Origin of the sequence: Mesorhizobium sp. M0601, from assembly GCF_040320845.1 — a bacterium.
GTDB lineage: Bacteria > Pseudomonadota > Alphaproteobacteria > Rhizobiales > Rhizobiaceae > Mesorhizobium.
Map to the genome: position 1 here is coordinate 27,617 of NZ_JAMYQK010000012.1, position 17,138 is coordinate 44,754.

The 17,138-nt window shown below is 63.7% G+C and carries 13 protein-coding genes; 4 read left to right on the top strand and 9 right to left on the bottom strand.

From position 1 onward, the window contains the following. Nucleotides 1-103: 103 nt before the first annotated feature. Nucleotides 104-3,394, bottom strand: a complete 3,291-nt coding sequence (gene uvrB / locus NKI41_RS13810) for an excinuclease ABC subunit UvrB (protein WP_352683487.1) — start codon at nt 3,392-3,394, stop codon at nt 104-106. A gap of 113 nt (nt 3,395-3,507) precedes the next feature. Further along, complete coding sequence (locus NKI41_RS13815) at nt 3,508-4,761, bottom strand: hypothetical protein (protein ID WP_352683489.1); 1,254 nt, start codon at nt 4,759-4,761, stop codon at nt 3,508-3,510. Between the two features lie 141 nt (nt 4,762-4,902). Here NKI41_RS13815 and NKI41_RS13820 point away from each other — a divergent pair, with 141 nt between their 5' ends. Together NKI41_RS13820 and NKI41_RS13825 are read left to right on the top strand one after the other, a co-directional pair. Beyond that, nucleotides 4,903-5,943 carry a CapA family protein gene (locus NKI41_RS13820; protein ID WP_352683491.1) on the top strand — a complete coding sequence of 347 codons (1,041 nt, stop codon included), beginning with the start codon at nt 4,903-4,905 and terminating at the stop codon, nt 5,941-5,943. A gap of 72 nt (nt 5,944-6,015) precedes the next feature. Then, nucleotides 6,016-6,987 (top strand): hypothetical protein, encoded by a 972-nt coding sequence (locus NKI41_RS13825; protein ID WP_352683493.1) that lies wholly within the window; start codon nt 6,016-6,018, stop codon nt 6,985-6,987. Between the two features lie 15 nt (nt 6,988-7,002). Here the strand turns inward: NKI41_RS13825 and NKI41_RS13830 are convergent, their stop codons facing one another. Continuing rightward, on the bottom strand, nt 7,003-7,497 hold the full coding sequence (locus NKI41_RS13830) for a YegJ family protein (protein WP_352469768.1): 495 nt from the start codon (nt 7,495-7,497) through the stop codon (nt 7,003-7,005). Nucleotides 7,498-7,615: 118 nt separating this feature from the next. Here NKI41_RS13830 and NKI41_RS13835 point away from each other — a divergent pair, with 118 nt between their 5' ends. Further along, nucleotides 7,616-9,238 (top strand): FAD-binding protein, encoded by a 1,623-nt coding sequence (locus NKI41_RS13835; protein ID WP_352683495.1) that lies wholly within the window; start codon nt 7,616-7,618, stop codon nt 9,236-9,238. Nucleotides 9,239-9,246: 8 nt separating this feature from the next. Here NKI41_RS13835 and NKI41_RS13840 read toward each other — a convergent pair whose 3' ends face one another. From NKI41_RS13840 to NKI41_RS13850, 3 genes are all read right to left on the bottom strand, one after another. Continuing rightward, a complete protein-coding gene (locus tag NKI41_RS13840; protein WP_352450478.1) occupies nt 9,247-9,762 on the bottom strand; it encodes a hypothetical protein in 516 nt (171 codons plus the stop codon). Nucleotides 9,763-9,922: 160 nt separating this feature from the next. Then, the gene (locus NKI41_RS13845; protein WP_352683497.1) at nt 9,923-11,053 is read right to left on the bottom strand and encodes a hypothetical protein; all 1,131 of its coding nucleotides are present in this window, start codon (nt 11,051-11,053) and stop codon (nt 9,923-9,925) included. 6 nt (nt 11,054-11,059) lie between these two features. Continuing rightward, the gene (locus NKI41_RS13850) at nt 11,060-11,494 is read right to left on the bottom strand and encodes a hypothetical protein (RefSeq protein ID WP_352683499.1); all 435 of its coding nucleotides are present in this window, start codon (nt 11,492-11,494) and stop codon (nt 11,060-11,062) included. Between the two features lie 737 nt (nt 11,495-12,231). On the opposite strand from NKI41_RS13850, the gene NKI41_RS13855 reads away from it, so the two are divergent. Then, nucleotides 12,232-13,170 carry a diacylglycerol/lipid kinase family protein gene (locus NKI41_RS13855; protein WP_352683501.1) on the top strand — a complete coding sequence of 313 codons (939 nt, stop codon included), beginning with the start codon at nt 12,232-12,234 and terminating at the stop codon, nt 13,168-13,170. A gap of 92 nt (nt 13,171-13,262) precedes the next feature. Here the strand turns inward: NKI41_RS13855 and NKI41_RS13860 are convergent, their stop codons facing one another. Genes NKI41_RS13860 through NKI41_RS13870 form a run of 3 tightly spaced genes read right to left on the bottom strand, consistent with a single transcriptional unit; the run spans nt 13,263 to nt 17,007 of the window. Then, a complete protein-coding gene (locus NKI41_RS13860) occupies nt 13,263-14,186 on the bottom strand; it encodes an NAD(P)-dependent oxidoreductase (protein WP_352683503.1) in 924 nt (307 codons plus the stop codon). After that, nucleotides 14,183-15,394 carry a mandelate racemase/muconate lactonizing enzyme family protein gene (locus tag NKI41_RS13865; RefSeq protein ID WP_352683505.1) on the bottom strand — a complete coding sequence of 404 codons (1,212 nt, stop codon included), beginning with the start codon at nt 15,392-15,394 and terminating at the stop codon, nt 14,183-14,185. Before NKI41_RS13865 ends, NKI41_RS13860 begins: the two co-directional genes overlap by 4 nt. Next, nucleotides 15,391-17,007, bottom strand: coding sequence for a GMC family oxidoreductase (locus tag NKI41_RS13870; RefSeq protein ID WP_352683507.1), 1,617 nt, complete (start codon nt 17,005-17,007; stop codon nt 15,391-15,393). Before NKI41_RS13870 ends, NKI41_RS13865 begins: the two co-directional genes overlap by 4 nt. Nucleotides 17,008-17,138: the final 131 nt, after the last annotated feature.

Consider the following 17,138-nt stretch of genomic DNA (forward strand, 5'->3'; position numbering starts at 1 on the left):
GGTGCTCCAGCTTGGCACCGACGGCGATCCGTCCAGCACCCCTCAACCGTCTCGGCGCTGCGCGCCGATCCACCTTCTCCCCCAAGGGGAGAAGGGAAGCTCGCTAGCGTCCCGGGCGCCCCGTCTTGCCGGGGCGGCGCTTTTCACGGCGGGCGTCGGCCGGGTCTTCGTAGGAGCCGATACCGCTGCGCTGGCGGACAATGGGTTTGGCGGAATCGTTGCGTTCCTTTGCGCCCCCCTCTGCCCTGCCGCGCATCTCCCCCACACGGGGGGAGATCGGCTGTGGTTTCGCTGGCACCTTTCCTTCGACCGGCTTTTCCGTCCGCCGCACGGTCATCTCGTCGAGCGAGTTCTTCTTGAATAGCGGCTTGGTCGGTTCGCCCGGGATGCCGAAGTCGGAGCCGTGCGCCTCTTCGGCCGACTGCTTCTTGAACAGCGAACGCGACACTGCGCCGGCCGGGGTCGGCATATCCGTGCCCGGCCCCATGGCGTCGAGCGAGGGCTTCGAAAACAGCGGCTTCTTCACCGGCACGGCGCCGTCGGCGCCCATCTCGTCGAGTGCCGGCTTGCGGAAGAGGTTGGGCCGGGCCGCCTCTTCGGCCGAACGTGCCTCGTCGAGCTTGCGGAAACGCTCCTGTTCCTCCGATGTGCGATGTTTGGCCACGCCTTTGTTGTGCTTGCCCTTCTCGCGGCCCGAGACCGGGCTTTCCATGTCGGCATATTTGGCCAGCGGATCGTCGGAGATGGACAGCTCCATCTCGCGCAGCCGTTTGATCTCGTCGCGAATGCGGGCGGCCTTCTCGAAATCGAGATTGGCGGCGGCGTCGCGCATCTGCTTGTCCAGGGCGTCGAGATGCGCCTTCAGATTGTTGCCCATCATCGCGCCGGCGCTGTCGGTGAACTGCGAGATATCGGCGCGGACATGGTCCTTCTCGTAGACCGAGTCCAGGATGTCCGAAATGCGCGACTTGACCGATTCCGGGGTGATGCCGTTGGCCGCGTTCCACTCCATCTGCTTTTCGCGACGGCGGTTGGTCTCGGCCATTGCCCGCTCCATCGAGCCGGTGATCTGGTCGGCATAGAGGATGACCTTGCCGTCGACGTTTCTGGCGGCGCGGCCGATCGTCTGGATCAGCGATGTCTCGGAGCGCAGGAAACCTTCCTTGTCGGCATCGAGAATGGCGACGAAGCCGCATTCGGGAATGTCGAGGCCTTCGCGCAACAGGTTGATGCCGACCAGCACGTCGAAGGCGCCGAGGCGCAGGTCGCGCAGGATCTCGATGCGCTCGAGCGTGTCGATGTCGGAGTGCATATAGCGCACGCGAATGCCCTGCTCGTGCAGATACTCGGTCAGGTCCTCGGCCATGCGTTTGGTCAGCACGGTGACCAGCGTGCGGTAGCCGGCCTTCGTGGTTTCGCGGATTTCGCCGACGACGTCGTCGACCTGCGTCTTGGCCGGGCGCACTTCGACCGGCGGGTCGATGAGGCCGGTCGGGCGGATGACCTGCTCGGCGAAGACGCCGCCGGACTGCTCCATCTCCCAGGCGCCGGGCGTCGCCGAAACCGCGACGGAGAGCGGGCGCATGGCGTCCCACTCCTCGAAGCGCAGCGGCCGGTTGTCCATGCAGGACGGCAGGCGGAAACCATACTCGGCCAGCGTCGCCTTGCGACGAAAGTCGCCGCGATACATGCCGCCGATCTGCGGTATGGTGACATGGCTTTCGTCGATGAAGACCAGCGCATTGTCGGGTATGTATTCGAACAAGGTTGGAGGCGGATCGCCCGGCTGGCGGCCGGTCAGATAGCGCGAATAGTTCTCGATGCCGGCGCAGGACCCGGTCGCCTCCAGCATCTCCAGGTCGAAGCGGGTGCGCTGCTCAAGCCGCTGCGCCTCAAGCAGGCGGCCAGCCTTTTCAAGCTCTTGCAGGCGATACTTCAGTTCTTCCTTGATCGACTTGATGGCTTGATTCAAGGTCGGCCGCGGCGTCACATAGTGCGAATTGGCGTAGATCTTGACGCTCTTCAGCTCGCCGGTCTTCTGGCCGGTCAGCGGATCGAACTCGGTGATCGCCTCGATCTCGTCGCCGAACAGCGAGATGCGCCAGGCGCGATCCTCAAGGTGGGCCGGGAAGATCTCGATCGTGTCGCCGCGCACCCGGAACGAACCGCGGACGAAATTGATATCCTGGCGCTTGTATTGCTGGGCGACGAGGTCGGCGAGCAGCGCGCGCTGGTCGAGCCGGTCGCCGATCTGCATCTGGAAGGTCATCGCCGTGTAGGTCTCGACCGAGCCGATACCGTAGATGCAGGACACCGAGGCGACGATGATGACGTCGTCGCGCTCAAGCAGCGAACGCGTCGCCGAATGGCGCATGCGGTCGATCTGCTCGTTGATCGAGGATTCCTTCTCGATGTAGGTGTCGGTCCGTGGCACATAGGCCTCCGGCTGGTAATAGTCGTAGTAACTGACGAAATACTCGACGGCGTTTTCCGGGAAGAATTTCTTGAACTCGGAGTAGAGCTGCGCGGCCAGCGTCTTGTTGGGCGCCAGGATCAAAGCGGGGCGCTGCGTCTCCTCGATCACCTTGGCCATGGTGAAGGTCTTGCCGGAGCCGGTGACGCCGAGCAGCACCTGGGTGCGGTCGTTGCTGTTGACGCCCTCGACGAGATCCTTGATCGCCGTAGGCTGGTCGCCGGCCGGCTCGAAATCCGAGACCATCCTGATGGCGATGCCGCCTTCTGATTTTTCCGGCCGGGCAGGGCGGTGCGGCGTCCACAGCACGCCGTCCTTGTGCAGCGGATTGCCGGATTCGATCAGCGCCGACAGCGCCGCGACGGTGGCAGTGACGCCGCCCGAAGCCATGGTCTCGGCCTCTTCCAGCGAGACATCGAGGCCGGCGACAGGATTGAGACCGGCCGCGGTGCGCTCCCGCGCCGAAGCCGCGCCGCCCATCGAGGTGCCGCGTGCCGTACGGCCGGGGGAAGAGGAGCGCTCGGGGATTTTCTTGGCAGACTTGGCGCCTTCCCTCCCCCTCGAGGGGAGGGTGGCGGCGGAGCCGCCGGGTGGGGTCGGTGCGGCAGTACTCGACGTTCCTTTGCGTCCCGCGCTGCCTCCGGCGACCCCCTCTGTCGCCTTCGGCGACATCTCCCCCTCGAGGGGGGAGATTTGACGCCCTTCTTTCTCGGCTTCCTGCTCGATCTGTTCGGCCCAGTCGGCGATCGAGCCGGTCAGCGGGGCGCCGGTGAACTCGGTCTGCGGCGCCTCGGCAAAGCCGCCCTTGTACAGGGGCTCCGACGCATCGAGGAAATCGGTCAGCGGACTGCGCCGCTTGTGCGGCGAAGCGCGCTCGTCATTCGCCGGCGGCGGCGTTTTCTTGTCGGGGAGTCTGGCCATGGCCCGAATATGGGAGGTATCGGCCAAAATGGAAAGAGCGGAGTGGTGAAGGGTGCCGCGCGCAATTTGGCTGCTGACAGCAGGTTGTCAGGAGCAACGTCGAAGTGCGCCGCTCAATTAAACCAAAGCGCGAACGTCAGAAACCCGGCGCCGCCGAATTGGCGCTGGATCTGATCGAACTCCTCGCTGGTGAGAATCTTGCCGCGTTCGAGATAGGGCGCGATGGCCGGGCCGGTGATCGACAGCACCAGGTCGAAGGTTTTTGGCTCATCAAAGAAGCGCTTCATGTTGATGCCTTTGTCGGCGATGCGGAAATGCGGCAGCAAGGTGCGGCCTTCCAGAAGATCCTCGGCCATATCAAGGGCGGCGAGCCAGGCCTGTACCTGCTGCTCACCAACTTCGAGACCGGTCAGCGGGCTGGTGCCTTTCTGCTGCGGCCCCGGCAGCCATTCGCGGTCATTGTCGGTTTCGGCGCGGATGGCTTTCCAGTCCTCGCGCGACAGCCGGATCATTTCCATGAGATGGCGGCGTGCCGCTTGCCGGCGCTCTGGCTCGACCACTTGCCAGTTAATGAGATGCACCAGGGAGATAAAGTCGGCTAGTCGCCATTCGGACGTCAGGATGCCGCCATTCGTGCCACCGTCCAGCGGCACGAGCGTATCCTGCAGCGGCAGTTTTGCGCGCGGGAACAGCATGTGGAAGGAGCCGTCGAATGTGTTTCTGAAATCATGTGCCAGCCAGAAGTCGGCCTGCGCCATCAGGAACTCGGCATAGCCCTGCAGCCAATAGCCGTCGGCGCGGTCGAAGCGGAAGGTGAGGGCGGGTGCGGCCGCGTCTGGCGCACCACCGCCGCGTGACAGAGACGCCATGATCGCGGCGGCGCTCTCGTCCGGCGCGATCGTGCCGTCCTCGTTGAGGTCGATGCCGAGGCGGGTGAGGTCGATGACCATGCCGATGTCGGCGTCGGGGGGTACCGAACCGAGCGTGGCTGCGGATTTCTCCAGCCGGTCGCGGAAGGCGACGAGAATGGCGCGGAATTGTTCGTAGGTCAGCGGCTCGGGATTGGCATTGTCCGGCACCGGCAGCCGCATCAGCGGCAGCATGAAGGATTGCGGGCTGTCGAAACCGTGGCGGTGCAGGCCGCCGGCCAGGATCTCCAGCGCGGTGAAGAATTCGCCGGCGCCGGCGGCGTAGGCGGCTGCCGGATCGCCTGGCGCGGCGGCTTCCAGAGCGGCAAGAGCGCTGTCGCGTTCGGCTACGATTTTTGCCTCGAACAGGGCCGCCGCTTCGGGAGCCGCGGCGCTGGGTGAAGCCAGCGGCAGGAGAAGAATGATGGCGCACGCCACCAGCCTGGAAAAACGCGTCATCGTGATCGCCCCTTTGTCGCTCCGCAGTGGATCATACACGCATTTGGTTCGCTGCGCCTGTGGCCTGCGGTTCACCCACAACAGTCGACGCTTCAATCAATCCGGCGGACGGTCTACACAAGGCAAACGATTGGGCGTCGCGTGTCGAACTATCCGCTTTCCTACAAACTGTCGTGGCTGCCGCGTTTTCTCCGGCCTTCGCTCAATGGCGACGCGCGCGGCTTTGCGCCTGCGGCCGCAGCCCTGCTCGAACCACTGCCGGCGCGGACGGTGCGGCTGGCTTTCGTCGGCGATATCTCGGCGGTGGCCAATCGCAGCGCGCCAGACTGCGATCCGGCGATTGCGGCACTGCTTGCCTCGGCCGATCTGGTGGTCGGCAATTGCGAAAGCCCGGTGGTGGAGCGGCCGAGCGCTGTTTGGGGCACCAGGCTCGGCACGCACCACGCGATGAGCGAGCGGTTCCTTGCCGAGGCGCTGGCCGCCGCCGGCATTTCGCGTGAAAAACTGGTGCTGTCGCTGGCCAACAACCATGTGCTCGACCAGGGTATTGCCGGCTTCGACGAGACCGTCGCCGCGCTGGAGCAATTAGGCATCCGCACGATCGGCAGTGCGGCTCCGGTCGAGCGGTTTGCGGTTGGTTCGCTGACCATAGGCCTTGCCGCCTTTACCTTGTGGCGCAATACCGACGAGGCTCAGTTGGCGGGCCGAGTCTCGATGCAAGCCGATCCGACGCAATGGCCGCACGCTGCCGCTTCGGGTGTCGACCTCCTCTGCGCGGTGCCGCATTGGGATTGGGAATTCCGGCATTTTCCACGTGCGAAGACGCGGGCAATGGCGCGACTTCTGGCCGAACATGGCGTCGGCCTGATCGCCGGGCATCATGCCCATGTCGTGCAGCCGATCGAGCGGATCGGCAAGACGCTCGTCGCCTATGGGCTCGGCGATTTCATCGGCACCGCCTTCGCGCGCCAGCCATGGCGCGGCCGCATCGGCGCCATTCTCGTCGTCGACATCAGCGACGATCCCGGCACGCGCGGGGCCATCGCCGCCTACCGGCTGCATGCCTTCATGCGGCTGCGCGCCGGCGATCACGAGCGGCTGATGCCGGTTGAAACGCTGGCGGGAAAATCCAGGCAAAGGGTTCTGGCCCGCCTCGATGCGATCTTCGGTGCCGGGCGCTGACAGCTGCGCTGACGCGGTCCGCCAAACCGGCTATCATGCCCAACGCGGGCGGGCTTGTGGGGCGGGTGGGTGATGGAAACTGCGGATTTCATGCCGAGCAAAGCGGTGATCGCCGGCCTCAGGAAGGACATCGAGGCCTACGAGGCGCAAAGGGCTTCGGCCTATCGCCGGACGCGCTGGCGGGTGCCACTTTTCATCGGATCGGTGGTTGTCTTCGTGGCGCTGGTGGCCTGGCTCTTCAACGGGGTTGCCGACCCCAACGAGCAGTGGTTCTCGACCCCGCATGTGTTCCTCTATATCGGCGGGTTCCTGGCGGCGATCCTGCTCTATCTCCAGGCGATCAGGCCAGCGCGCAAATTGCAGCAGACGTTCCGCAACAGTTTGCTGCCGATCGTCTTCGGCTTCATCCAGGACGTGCGCTATCAGCATGGCGTAACGCCGAACTCCTTCGATCGGCTGCCGCGCGAGACGATTGGCGTGTTCAACCGTTCGTATTTCGAGGACGTCGTCTCCGGTCGGTATGAAGGCGTTGCGTTCGAGCTCTACGAGGTGACGCTGCTGGAGAGGAACGGCAAGACCACATCTCAGGCGTTCAAGGGCGTCATTATCGCGTTCGACACCATTGCGCCGTTCCCGGGAATCTTGGTGGCGGCGCGCCGTGCCAATATGGTGGTAGGTTTCTTCCGAGGCATGTTCGGCAGCAAGACGGAACAATTGTCATGCGGCCTACCCGAACTCGACGCCGCCTACGAGTTCCACACCGACAACATCGAAGCGGCGCGGCCGCTGGTGACCGGCCGGCTGGCGCAGGCGCTCGAATGGCTTGGCGAAACATGGCCGAAGGAACCGGCACGCGTCGCGCTCAACGGCAGCGACGGCTTTCTGCTGCTTCCGCAGACGAAGAACTTCTTCGAACTGCCGGACATCTCTGTGCCGCTCGACTATGCCAAGCATGTTGCGCCGATGATCGCCGACATGGCCACGATCCTGGCGACCGCGGCACTGGTCCGCAAGATCGGCGTGAAGGATGTAGAAGCCGGTTGAACTAGAATTCAGCCGTCAGCAATCGAAGCCATAGTTTTGGCGATAATAGTCGGCGTCTTCCTTCGACATTTTTTTGAAGAGAACGCAGACAGTGAAACTTCCCACCCGGCGGCCGTTCTTCATGTAGCCCCAGTCGGAAATATCGTCCCGGCTGAATTCGATCTCCTGGCCTGCCACGACGTTGTGCACGGTCTGCGGCTCGTTGTCCAAGGTTCCTGCAAATCCGGCCGCCGTCCGGTGGAAGGGAAAGACCCAGAAATGTTCAGTGGCGTCCCCGTCCCTGACCACGACTTTCAATTGGAAGTCGGCCGTTCCGGATGGCGGTGCGTCGGCCAATACCAGGAAGTCGTCGAGGCTGGCACGCGCCTGCTCGATAGCGGCCGCCATCTCCGGATCGTCGCCAGCTACGCTGACGACCTTGTCGTCGCCTTGACCAGGAGTCTGCGCGTCGGCTGATGCCGGAGCAAACGCAAGCAACAGGGCAAGCGCGATACGGGCTGCAAGCTTCATGATGCGACTGCTTTCGACATTTTCGCCAGACAAACCGGATCATCGTTCGCCGAACGTCTGATTGGCAACTGGTTTTTGTCTCCATCAGGCGCTATTCCTGGGGCAGTGGGGTGGGGCTATGGTCGAAGAACGCAAGGGGTTTCGCCTGTCGCGGCGGCTGCTGCTGGGTACGACCGTGGTCGGCGGCGCGATGCTCTGGGGCGGCACGACCGTGGCGCGGCTGGCGCGCGGTCCGTCGGGGCAGAAGAATTCCGGGCGCATCGCCGACATTGACGGAATCGACCTGGCGCAGAAGCCGCTGGAGGGCCCGCCAGCCTACGATCCGGCGCTGCCATGGCTGACCAAGGGCGGCAACATCAACGATGCCAGCGGCCTGTCGATGACACCGGTCTACGGCGTTATCGAAGTCAGCAAGGAAGACCACATCGCGAGCGCGCTGGCCTTTGCCCGCGCCAATGGCCTGAAGGTCTCGGTCGCGGCGGTGCGCCATTCGATGGGCGGCCACGCCTTCGACGACAACGCGCTGGTCCTCGACATGCGTAAATTCAACAAGGTCAGTATCGACCCGGCTGCAAAGACGATGACCTTGCAGCCGGGCGCGCGCTGGCACGACATCCAGAACCTTTTGCACCCGCGCTTCGCGGTGAAGGCGATGCAGTCGACCGACATCTTTTCGGTCGGCGGATCGCTGTCGGTCAACGCGCATGGCATGGACCACCAGGCCGGCTCGGTCGCCGGTTCGATCCGATCGATGCGGGTGATGCTGGCGGACGGTTCGGTGACGACCTGCTCACCGGCCGAAAATACCGAGCTGTTCCGCCACGTCGTCGGCGGCTACGGCCTGTTCGGCGTGGTGCTGGAGGCGACACTCGACATCGTCGACAACGCCGTCTACCGGACCTCGCGCGAGATCATCAAATCGGACGATTTCCCGACGTTCTTCGCCGAGGTTCTGGCGCCAAACAGGGCGATCGGTCTGTTTTATGGGCATCTGTCGACTGCGCCGGGCAATTTCCTCGAGGATATGATCGTCTACCGCTATGATAAGGTCGCCGACCAGCCGCCGGCCGACCAGCCGGCAATCGGTGAACCGGGTTCGGTCGGGCTCAAGCGGGTGATCATTAACCTGGCGAAATGGGGCAGCCTGTTCCAGGAGCTGAAATGGTTCACCGAAAAGACGCTGGAGCCGCAATTCGAGAGCTGCACGGTGGCGCGGACGACGGCAATGGGCGAGGGCGAGGCCTGCCTCGTCACGCGCAACCATCCGATGCACGATTCAGTGCCCTATCTGTTCAACGATCTGCTCGATGAGACCGACATCCTGCACGAGTATTTCATCCCGCGGGCGGCCTATAACCCGTTCATCGCGGAAGCGCGCGAGATCCTGCGCAACCAGACCCTGCCGGTGCTCAACGCGTCGGTACGCATCGTCCACAAGGAGGATGTGGCGCTGAATTATGCGCCGGAGCCGGCCTATTCGCTGGTGCTCTACATCAATCAGCCGACAAACGCTGACGGCAATGCCAGGATGCGGGCGCTGACAAGGGCGCTGATCGACGTGACGATCAAGCATGGCGGGCGTTTTTTCCTGCCCTACCAGCTCCACTACACAGGCAAGGAGCTGCTTGCCTCCTATCCGGAACTGCCGTCCTTCCTGGCGAAGAAGCTGCAATACGATCCGGGCGAGCTGTTTTCGTCGATTTTTTATCGCGCCGTCAAGGCACTGATCGGCACGGCCTGAAGCGGCGGCTACAAACCGTCAGGCAGCTTCGCCGCCAGCCAGTTCGCCGAACGCCTGGCGATGCCGATCGTTGCCGATGCGGCGCGGCCGAGATCGGTCTTGACCACGGCGTAGCCGGCCTTCGTGCGGTAGAGCACGGCGCGGCCGCCATCGACCGCCGCTTCATAGGCGACCGGCCGGACGGCTTCCGTTTCCGTCGCCGTGGCCTGCGTTCCGACCGCAGCACTGGGCCGATGGCTCAGTTCCGGTGGCAGCGGGTCTGTCGCGGCCGTACTGGCCGTCGTCAATTCAGGCTCGGAAGCGGTCGCAGCGAGCTGCGATGACGAAGACGAGTTCTGTGTCCGGCAGATGCCGGAGACCAGCGGATAGTCGAAATTGCGCTCGTGCAGCATCTGGCTTTTCATCGCCGCTTCGCATTCGGCGATGGTCGACCATTTGGCGGGCGTCTCGCCGATATATTCGCAAAGCCTGGCGTCGCAATCGCAGCCGACGATGGTCATGGCGACAAGGGCGGTCTTGATCACGGTCGTGTCCCTCCGAGTTGCCTGGCACATGTGCGCAAGACAACGTGTCTACGGCATCATCAATCGTTGCGGAACAAGGCGGGATTTGGCCGCGATTGTGGAATGAGCGTGACGGAGCATCACGCAACGTCCTGCCGAGGCCGGCTGTGACCGAAAGGCCTCAGTAATCGTAGACATGCTCGAGCCTGGCGCCCGCCGTCATCAGCGCCGGCAGAACGATGTGCAGCTTGCGCACGGCGACGGTCAGGCCGGTGCGGCGCGTCGAAGGTTGCGCCGGAAGCGGGTAGCTGAACAAGGTGCGTGCGCCTTCGGGAACATTGATCTCGTCATTGGAAAGCATGGTGACCATGATCTCGTCATTGCCGCCGATCTCGACGAAGGAGACGCCCTTGCCGATCAGGCGCGGGATCATGTCGGTGAACACCTGATAGCGTCTGGTGACGAAGATCGCGCCGTCGGCGCCGAGATCGCGCTCCAGCAAGGTGTCGGGTTCGTTGCGCGTCACCTCGCCGACCGGACCCTTGGCCCAGACATGAATATCGAGCAAGGCGGGATCGGTGGTGGCGGCGAGCGCCGACTTGATCAGATCGGCATAGCCCTGCTTGACCGTGTCGGCGAGGCCGAAGGCGAGCTTGCGTTCGCTGGTGCGGACGGCGCTGTCGTCCGGCGCCGGCTGGACGGCAAACAGGCCGGCACGCTTTTCGGCATAGGGAAACTGGTACCACGGCACCTGATCGAGAAAACCGGCGTAGTCGGCCGCCACCTTGGCCTGGTAGATGTCGACGGCGGTGCGCTTGCCGGCTGTCGCTTCGGTGACGCGGCCGATCGTATTTTCATAGGCCCACTGGATGGCGTGCTCGATCGTGTGGCTGGTGCCGATGATCACCAGCATCTGGTGGTTGTCGAGGTTGAACTTGTAGGTAGAACTGGCGCGGATGACCATCGCATAGTCCTGCCAGAAGCGGCCGATATAGGAGAGATAGGGAAAACCGCTCGGCTGGTTCTTGTCGACGAAGCCGGCATATTCGCGGGCGGCGTAGACGATGGCCCATTCCGGATAGGTAAGAAAGGTCGATTCCTCCGGCCGCTGGTAGCCGGGGATCTCGGCACGGATCTTGTCGGCCAGCGCCTTTGGCGGGGCACCCTCGGCGACGCCCGGCAATGGCGTTGTGTCCAGCGACGGCGTCGTGAGAAAGCCGTAGGCCAGCCCGGCGATCGGGATCAACACGACAATGACGACGAGCCAGAGGATCGCCTTGATGATGCGCTTCAGCCAGCGGAACAGGAACATGGCCGGTCAGGCCGTGGCGAAATGGTCGTACACACGTTTCGACAGCCAGAACCCGACGTAGACGGCGAAGCCGCCGATGACGATGTGCGGCAGGTTGGCGAAGAAGCGGGCTGGGAATTCGATGTCGCTCAGGGAGCGGAAGCCGTTGATGAAAATGCCCCCATCGAGGCAGCCGGAACCGGTGACCAGGCCGAGCACGCCGTCGAACAGATAGACCGAGCCGAACAGCTTGAAATAGAACACCGCCTGGCGGTGCGAGATGAAGGCGGCGGCCAGCGCCCAGACGCCGGAGAAGGCGTGCAGCAAATCGTCGTACCATTGCAGCGAGAACAGGCCGAACAGATTGCCGCCGGCGTCGTTGAAAGCCGGCACATAGCCGATGGCAACAACGCCGAAGAACAGGAAAGCATAGGCAACAGCAAGCTTCTGGATGAGCGTCATGAAATGTCCCCCTGCCGTCAGCCCCTTTAAACGGCCCCCGACGACAAATGGATAGTAGCTGATTTTGGCGCAGCGTGAAGCGTCGCCGGCAAAATCGTCAGGCGGGGCCACAAAGACAGTCGGCGCCGGGATTTCTCCCAGCGCCTCCCTGTCAGATCAGGACACGGTCGCGGCAGCAACTCCCGAAAGATGTCGCGCCATGCCGGCCTTGATTTTGACGGTCCTGCCAGTCGCCACCCGAGGGCAGCGTCCGTTCCGGACCACGCCGGTCTCCACTCTTGCGAGCTTTGCCCAGCGCGCCATCGAAGGTTTTTGCCGTCCTTCATGGCAGCATCGGTCCGCCGTCGGCGTTCGCACGCTTTCCGCGGCCCCGTAGGTCTCGGCGTCCATCCCTCCAACAAGCAAGCCTGTTCTCGTTCAGGGCCGTACGGGCCTCAGGAAATCCGCCGTTCCGCTTTGCCTTTCGGCGTGGCGATCGGTAGCCGCCTGAGATGGGTTTTAACGTACGTCGGATAAGCGTTTGGCGGAACTGCCGCATGCCTGTGGATAGCGGGATTATCGGGGACTGACCCTGCCAAAATAGCGACTTTCCGATCTCTGCCGCCGCCGGTCCGGATTTGCCGCCTCGATGCCGAAGCCGCATTGTCGGGTAATCGACCCTTGCCCCGCAGGCCGGCGCGGGCTTCAATGCCGGCAAATGATTGGAAGGCGTGTTCGATGGCCTTTGGGAGGCAGGCTTGAAGGTCGCGGTGGTTCTCAATCCGATCGCCGGCGGCGGCAGGCTCAAGCGGCATTGGCCCGAGGTTGCGGCTTCGCTGAAAAGACATTTCGGTGATTTCGAGCTGCGTGAAACGCAGGCCGAGGGGGATGCCGAACGGCTGGCGCTCGACCTTGCCGCCATCGGCTTCGAGCTGGTGATCGCGGCCGGCGGCGACGGCACCGCCAGCGAAGTCGCCGACGGGCTGCTGAAGGCTTTCCGGGAAAGCGGCCGGACGGCCGAACTCGGGCTGCTGCCTTGCGGCACCGGCATCGACTTTGCCCGCGGGCTCGGCCTGTCGAACAATGTCGATCTGACGCTGAAGCGGATTGCCGAGGCCAAGCCGCGCAAGGTCGATGCCGGCTGCATCAGCTATGTCGACGACCATGGCGCACTGGCCAGCCGCCATTTCATCAACATCGCCAGCCTCGGGCTTTCCGGCGCTACCGACCGTGCCGTCAACGCCGACAGGCGCAAGGGCAAGGTTTCGGCCAAGGCACTGTTCTACTGGCGCACGGTCTGGGAATTCCTCCGCTATCGGTTCCAGGAGGTTGCGATCACCATCGACGACGGTGCCCCGGTTGAGGCGCGCATGGCATTGGTGGCGGTGGCCAACGGCAAATTCTTCGGCGGCGGCATGATGATCGCGCCCGACGCCGAGCTTAACGACGGCGAGTTCGACATCGTCATCCTGCGCGCCGCCGGCAAGCTGAAGCTGATCTGGGACATCCGCCTGCTCTATGGCGGGCGGCACCGCAACCATCCTGCGATCACCATCCTGCGCGGCAAGAAAGTGGTTGTCGAGCCGCTCGGCGATCTGCAAAAGAACGCCGCGCTGATCGACATAGACGGCGAATCGCCGGGTCGCATACCAGCGACTTTCGAGATCCTGCCCGGCGCATTGACGCTGAGATATTGAATCAAGCTGTTAAGTCTTTGATTCAGTTGACTGCGGCTCTGGTTCCGGCGATCTCTCCAATCGACTGAAATCGATTGATAATCCGGCCAATATCAACTTGCGAGTTTAGCCGGGAAACCGGGTGCGCGCAGGTCGGTGCCGACGGCATCCTCGAGCAGTTTCACGATCATCGTCGACCAGGCGCTGCCGCCATAGGCCTGCTTGCCTTGCCTGAAGATTGCGTCGACGCGCGAGGCAAGCTCGAGCGGAACGCCGAATTTTTCACCCATGCCGAGGGCGAAGCCGAGATCCTTCAACGCCAGGTCCATGGTGAAGCCGATGTCGTAGGAGCCGTTCAGCACCAGCTGGCTTTCGGTCTCATGGACGAAGCTGTTGCCGGAGGAGGCGACGATGGCGTGATAGGACTGGGCAAGGTCGAGCCCGCCCTTTTTGGCCAGCATCAGCGCTTCGCCGGCGGCGACCAGATGGATGAAGGCCAGCATGTTGGTGATGACCTTGATCACCGCCGCCGAGCCGACCGGACCCATCAGGAACGAGCGCGCGCACATCGCCTCGACGGCAGGGCGGTGGCGCGCATAAAGCGCTGCGTCGCCGCCGACCAGCGCGGTGATCTGTCCGACGGCTGCCAGATGCACGCCGCCGGTGACCGGGCATTCGAGCGTCTCGACGCCTCTTGCCGAGGCGAGGGATGCAAGGCGCAAGATCTCGTCTTGGCCATTGGTCGACATCTCGATCCAACTGCCGCCTGCGGGCAGGCCTTCGAGCAATCCGCCGGGGCCGGCCAGCACCGCCTCGCTGACTTTTGGCGAGGGCAGGCAGGTGATGGCATTGCCGGCGCGGCCAGCGGCATCAGCCGGGCTGTTGGCGGCATCGGCACCAAGCATCACCAGCCGCTCGACGGCCGCCTGGTCGAGGTCGAATACGGTGACGGCAAAGCCGTTGTGGATCAGGTTGGCGGCGAGCTGGCCGCCGAGATGGCCAAGACCGACGAAGGCATAGCTCTGACGCGCGCTCAAGGCATCAACGGCGTCTGCAGCATCTGCAAATGCAGGTCCTTGCCGGTCCAGGGATGCGCCTCGCAGACGGCTTCGTCGAGTTCGACACCGAGGCCTGGCTCCTTCGACGGGATGACGTTGCCGTCCAGCCATTCGATCTTCTTCTTGAGCAGCTTTTCGTGGAAGCCGTTCCACTGCTTCAGCGATTCCAGAATGAGGAAATTGGGCAGCGTCACCGCAAGCTGGATGTTGGCGGCGCCGACGATCGGTCCGCAGTAGCAGTGCGGCGCGACCTGGATGTGGTAGGCTTCGGCCATGGCGGCGATCTTCTTGGTTTCGAGAATGCCGCCGGAGCGGCCGAGGTCGGGCTGAAGAATGGTCGCCGCACGGTTCTCGATGACGCGGGCAAATTCGAACTTGGTGGTCAGTCTTTCCCCTGTCGCGATGGGGATCGAAGTGCCGCGCGCCACTTGAGCCATGACCTCGGGCATGTCGGGCGGCACTGGCTCCTCGAACCACAGCGGATCATAGGGCTCGATGGCGCGGGCGAGGCGCAGCGCACCCGATGCGGTGAACTGGCCGTGCGTGCCGAACAGGATGTCGGCCCTGGTGCCGACCGCCTCGCGGATCGCCTTGACCATACGGGCGGAGAGGTCGATGTCGACGAGGCGCGGCTGGTGGCCGTCGAAGGCGGTGTAGGGGCCGGCTGGGTCGAGCTTGACCGCGTTAAAACCCTGCTCGACATATTCGAGCGCGCAGGCGGCGGCCAGGTCAGGATCATTGTAGACGTTCTTGCCGCGGGCGTCCTCCGAATGGACGCTGCCGCTGTGCGGGTAGAGGTAGGTATAGGAACGCAGCGTTTCGTGTACCTGGCCGCCAAGCAGCTTGTAGACCGGCTTGCCGGCCTCCTTGCCGATAATGTCCCAGCAGGCGATTTCCAGCGCCGAGAAACAGCCCATGCCCGACACGTCGGGCCTCTGGGTGAAGCCGGACGAATAGGCGCGGCGGAAGAAGGTCTCGATATCGTGCGGGTCGCGGCCGATCAGATAACGCTCGGCCATGTCCTCGACCATTTTCGCCGTGACATGGGCCGAGAAGGTGGCGTTGTAGGCCTCGCCATAGCCGACGACGCCGCCATCGGTGGTGAGCTTGACGAAGATGAAATACTTGCCGCCGATGCCGGGCGGCGGATTGCCGACCACCCAGGTCTTGACGTCGGTGATTTTCATTTTTGATCCTCCAGAACCAGTTCGGCGCCCTTCCATCCGGTCATGATCGCGGCGGCGTTGGTGTTGCCGGTTATGTTGTCCGGAAAGATCGAGGCGTCGATGACGCGCAACGCCTGGATGCCGTGTACCTTGAGGCGCGGATCGACGACGGCGTGCGCCGCGTCCGGCCCCATGCGGCAGGTCGAGACCGGGTGATAGACGGTGCCCGAGCGCTTCCTGAAATCCTGAATGAGATCCGCGTCGGAGGTGATCGAGGGACCGGGCAAAACCTCTTCCTCGATGATCTCGGCCATCGCCGGCATCGAGGCGATCTTCCTGACGAATTTCACCGCCGCCAGCATTTCAGCGACGTCCGCCCCGGTCGAAAAGGCATTGGCGACGATTTTGGGATAATCGCGCGGATTGGCGGAACGGATCATGATTTCGCCGCGGCTCGACGGACGGCAATTGGACAGCCCGATGGAAAAGCCCGGCCATGGATCGGGCGTCAGGATCGGGCGTTCGCCGCTCTTCGGAATGACGGTTGAAAACGCCTGGAAATAGAGCTGCATGTTGGGCCGTGCCATGGCCGGATCGGTGCGAAAGAAGCCGCCGGCATTGTTCATCGACAGCGACAGCGGGCCTGAGCGCAAAAACACGTATTGCATGCCGACCAGCAGCTTGCCCCACCACGGGCGCAGGATCTGGTTGAGCGTCGGCAGCCTGCCCTTGAAGGTGTAGTTGATGCCGACATGGTCCTGCAGGTTTGCCCCGACATTCTCGTTGGCGTGAACGACGGGAATGCCGAGCGCGCCAAGAAGCGCCGACGGGCCGACACCGGAGAGCTGGAGAAGTTGGGGCGAATTGACTGAACCGCCGGAGAGAATGACCTCGCGGCCGGCGCGGGCGGTTTTCGTCGCGCCATTCTGGAGATATTCGATGCCGACGGCGCGTTTGCCCTCGAACAGGATCTTTGTCGCCAGTGCGTTGATCTCGACGCGGACGTTTTTGCGCTTCATCGCCGGGCGCAGGAAGGCGCGCGCCGCCGACATGCGGCGGCCGTTCCTGGTGGTGATCTGGTAGGCGCCGACGCCTTCCTGCGAGGCGCCGTTGAAATCCGGGTTGAGCGGCAGGCCGGCCTGGTTGGCGGCGGCGAGATAGCGCTTGGTGAGCGGATGGACGGAGGTCGAGCAGTCGGTGACATGCAGCGGCCCGCCGACGCCGCGCCATTGGTCGGCGCCGGCCTGGTTATCCTCAAGCGCCTTGAAGGCGGGCAGCAGGTCGTCGAAGCCCCAGCCGGGATTGCCGGCCGCTGCCCAAGCGTCGAAATCCTCACGCGCGCCCCTGATCCAGACCATGGCGTTGATCGAGCTCGAGCCGCCGAGCAGCTTGCCGCGCGGCCAGTGGTCGACATTGCCGGCCAGGCCCGAATCCGGCTCGGCCTTGTAGTTCCAGTTGACCGCCGGGTCGAAGAAGGTCTTGCCGTAGCCGAGCGGCATCTGGACGTAGAAGCGACGGTCGCTGCCGCCGGCTTCCAGCACCAGCACCGAGAAGCGGCCGGAAGCCGACAATCTTTCGGCCAGGACCGAGCCGGCCGAACCGGAGCCGACGATGATGAAATCATAGGTCTGCATTGTGGCTGCGGCTGGCTCCGGAATTCAGCTCTAGCCTAGACTTGAGCGCGGCGCGGCGTCGCCGGGTCTTCCGGCATCCGATGTGAAAAAAGCGACTGGCAACTTCGTTTGAATTTCGACTTTCAGCGCCA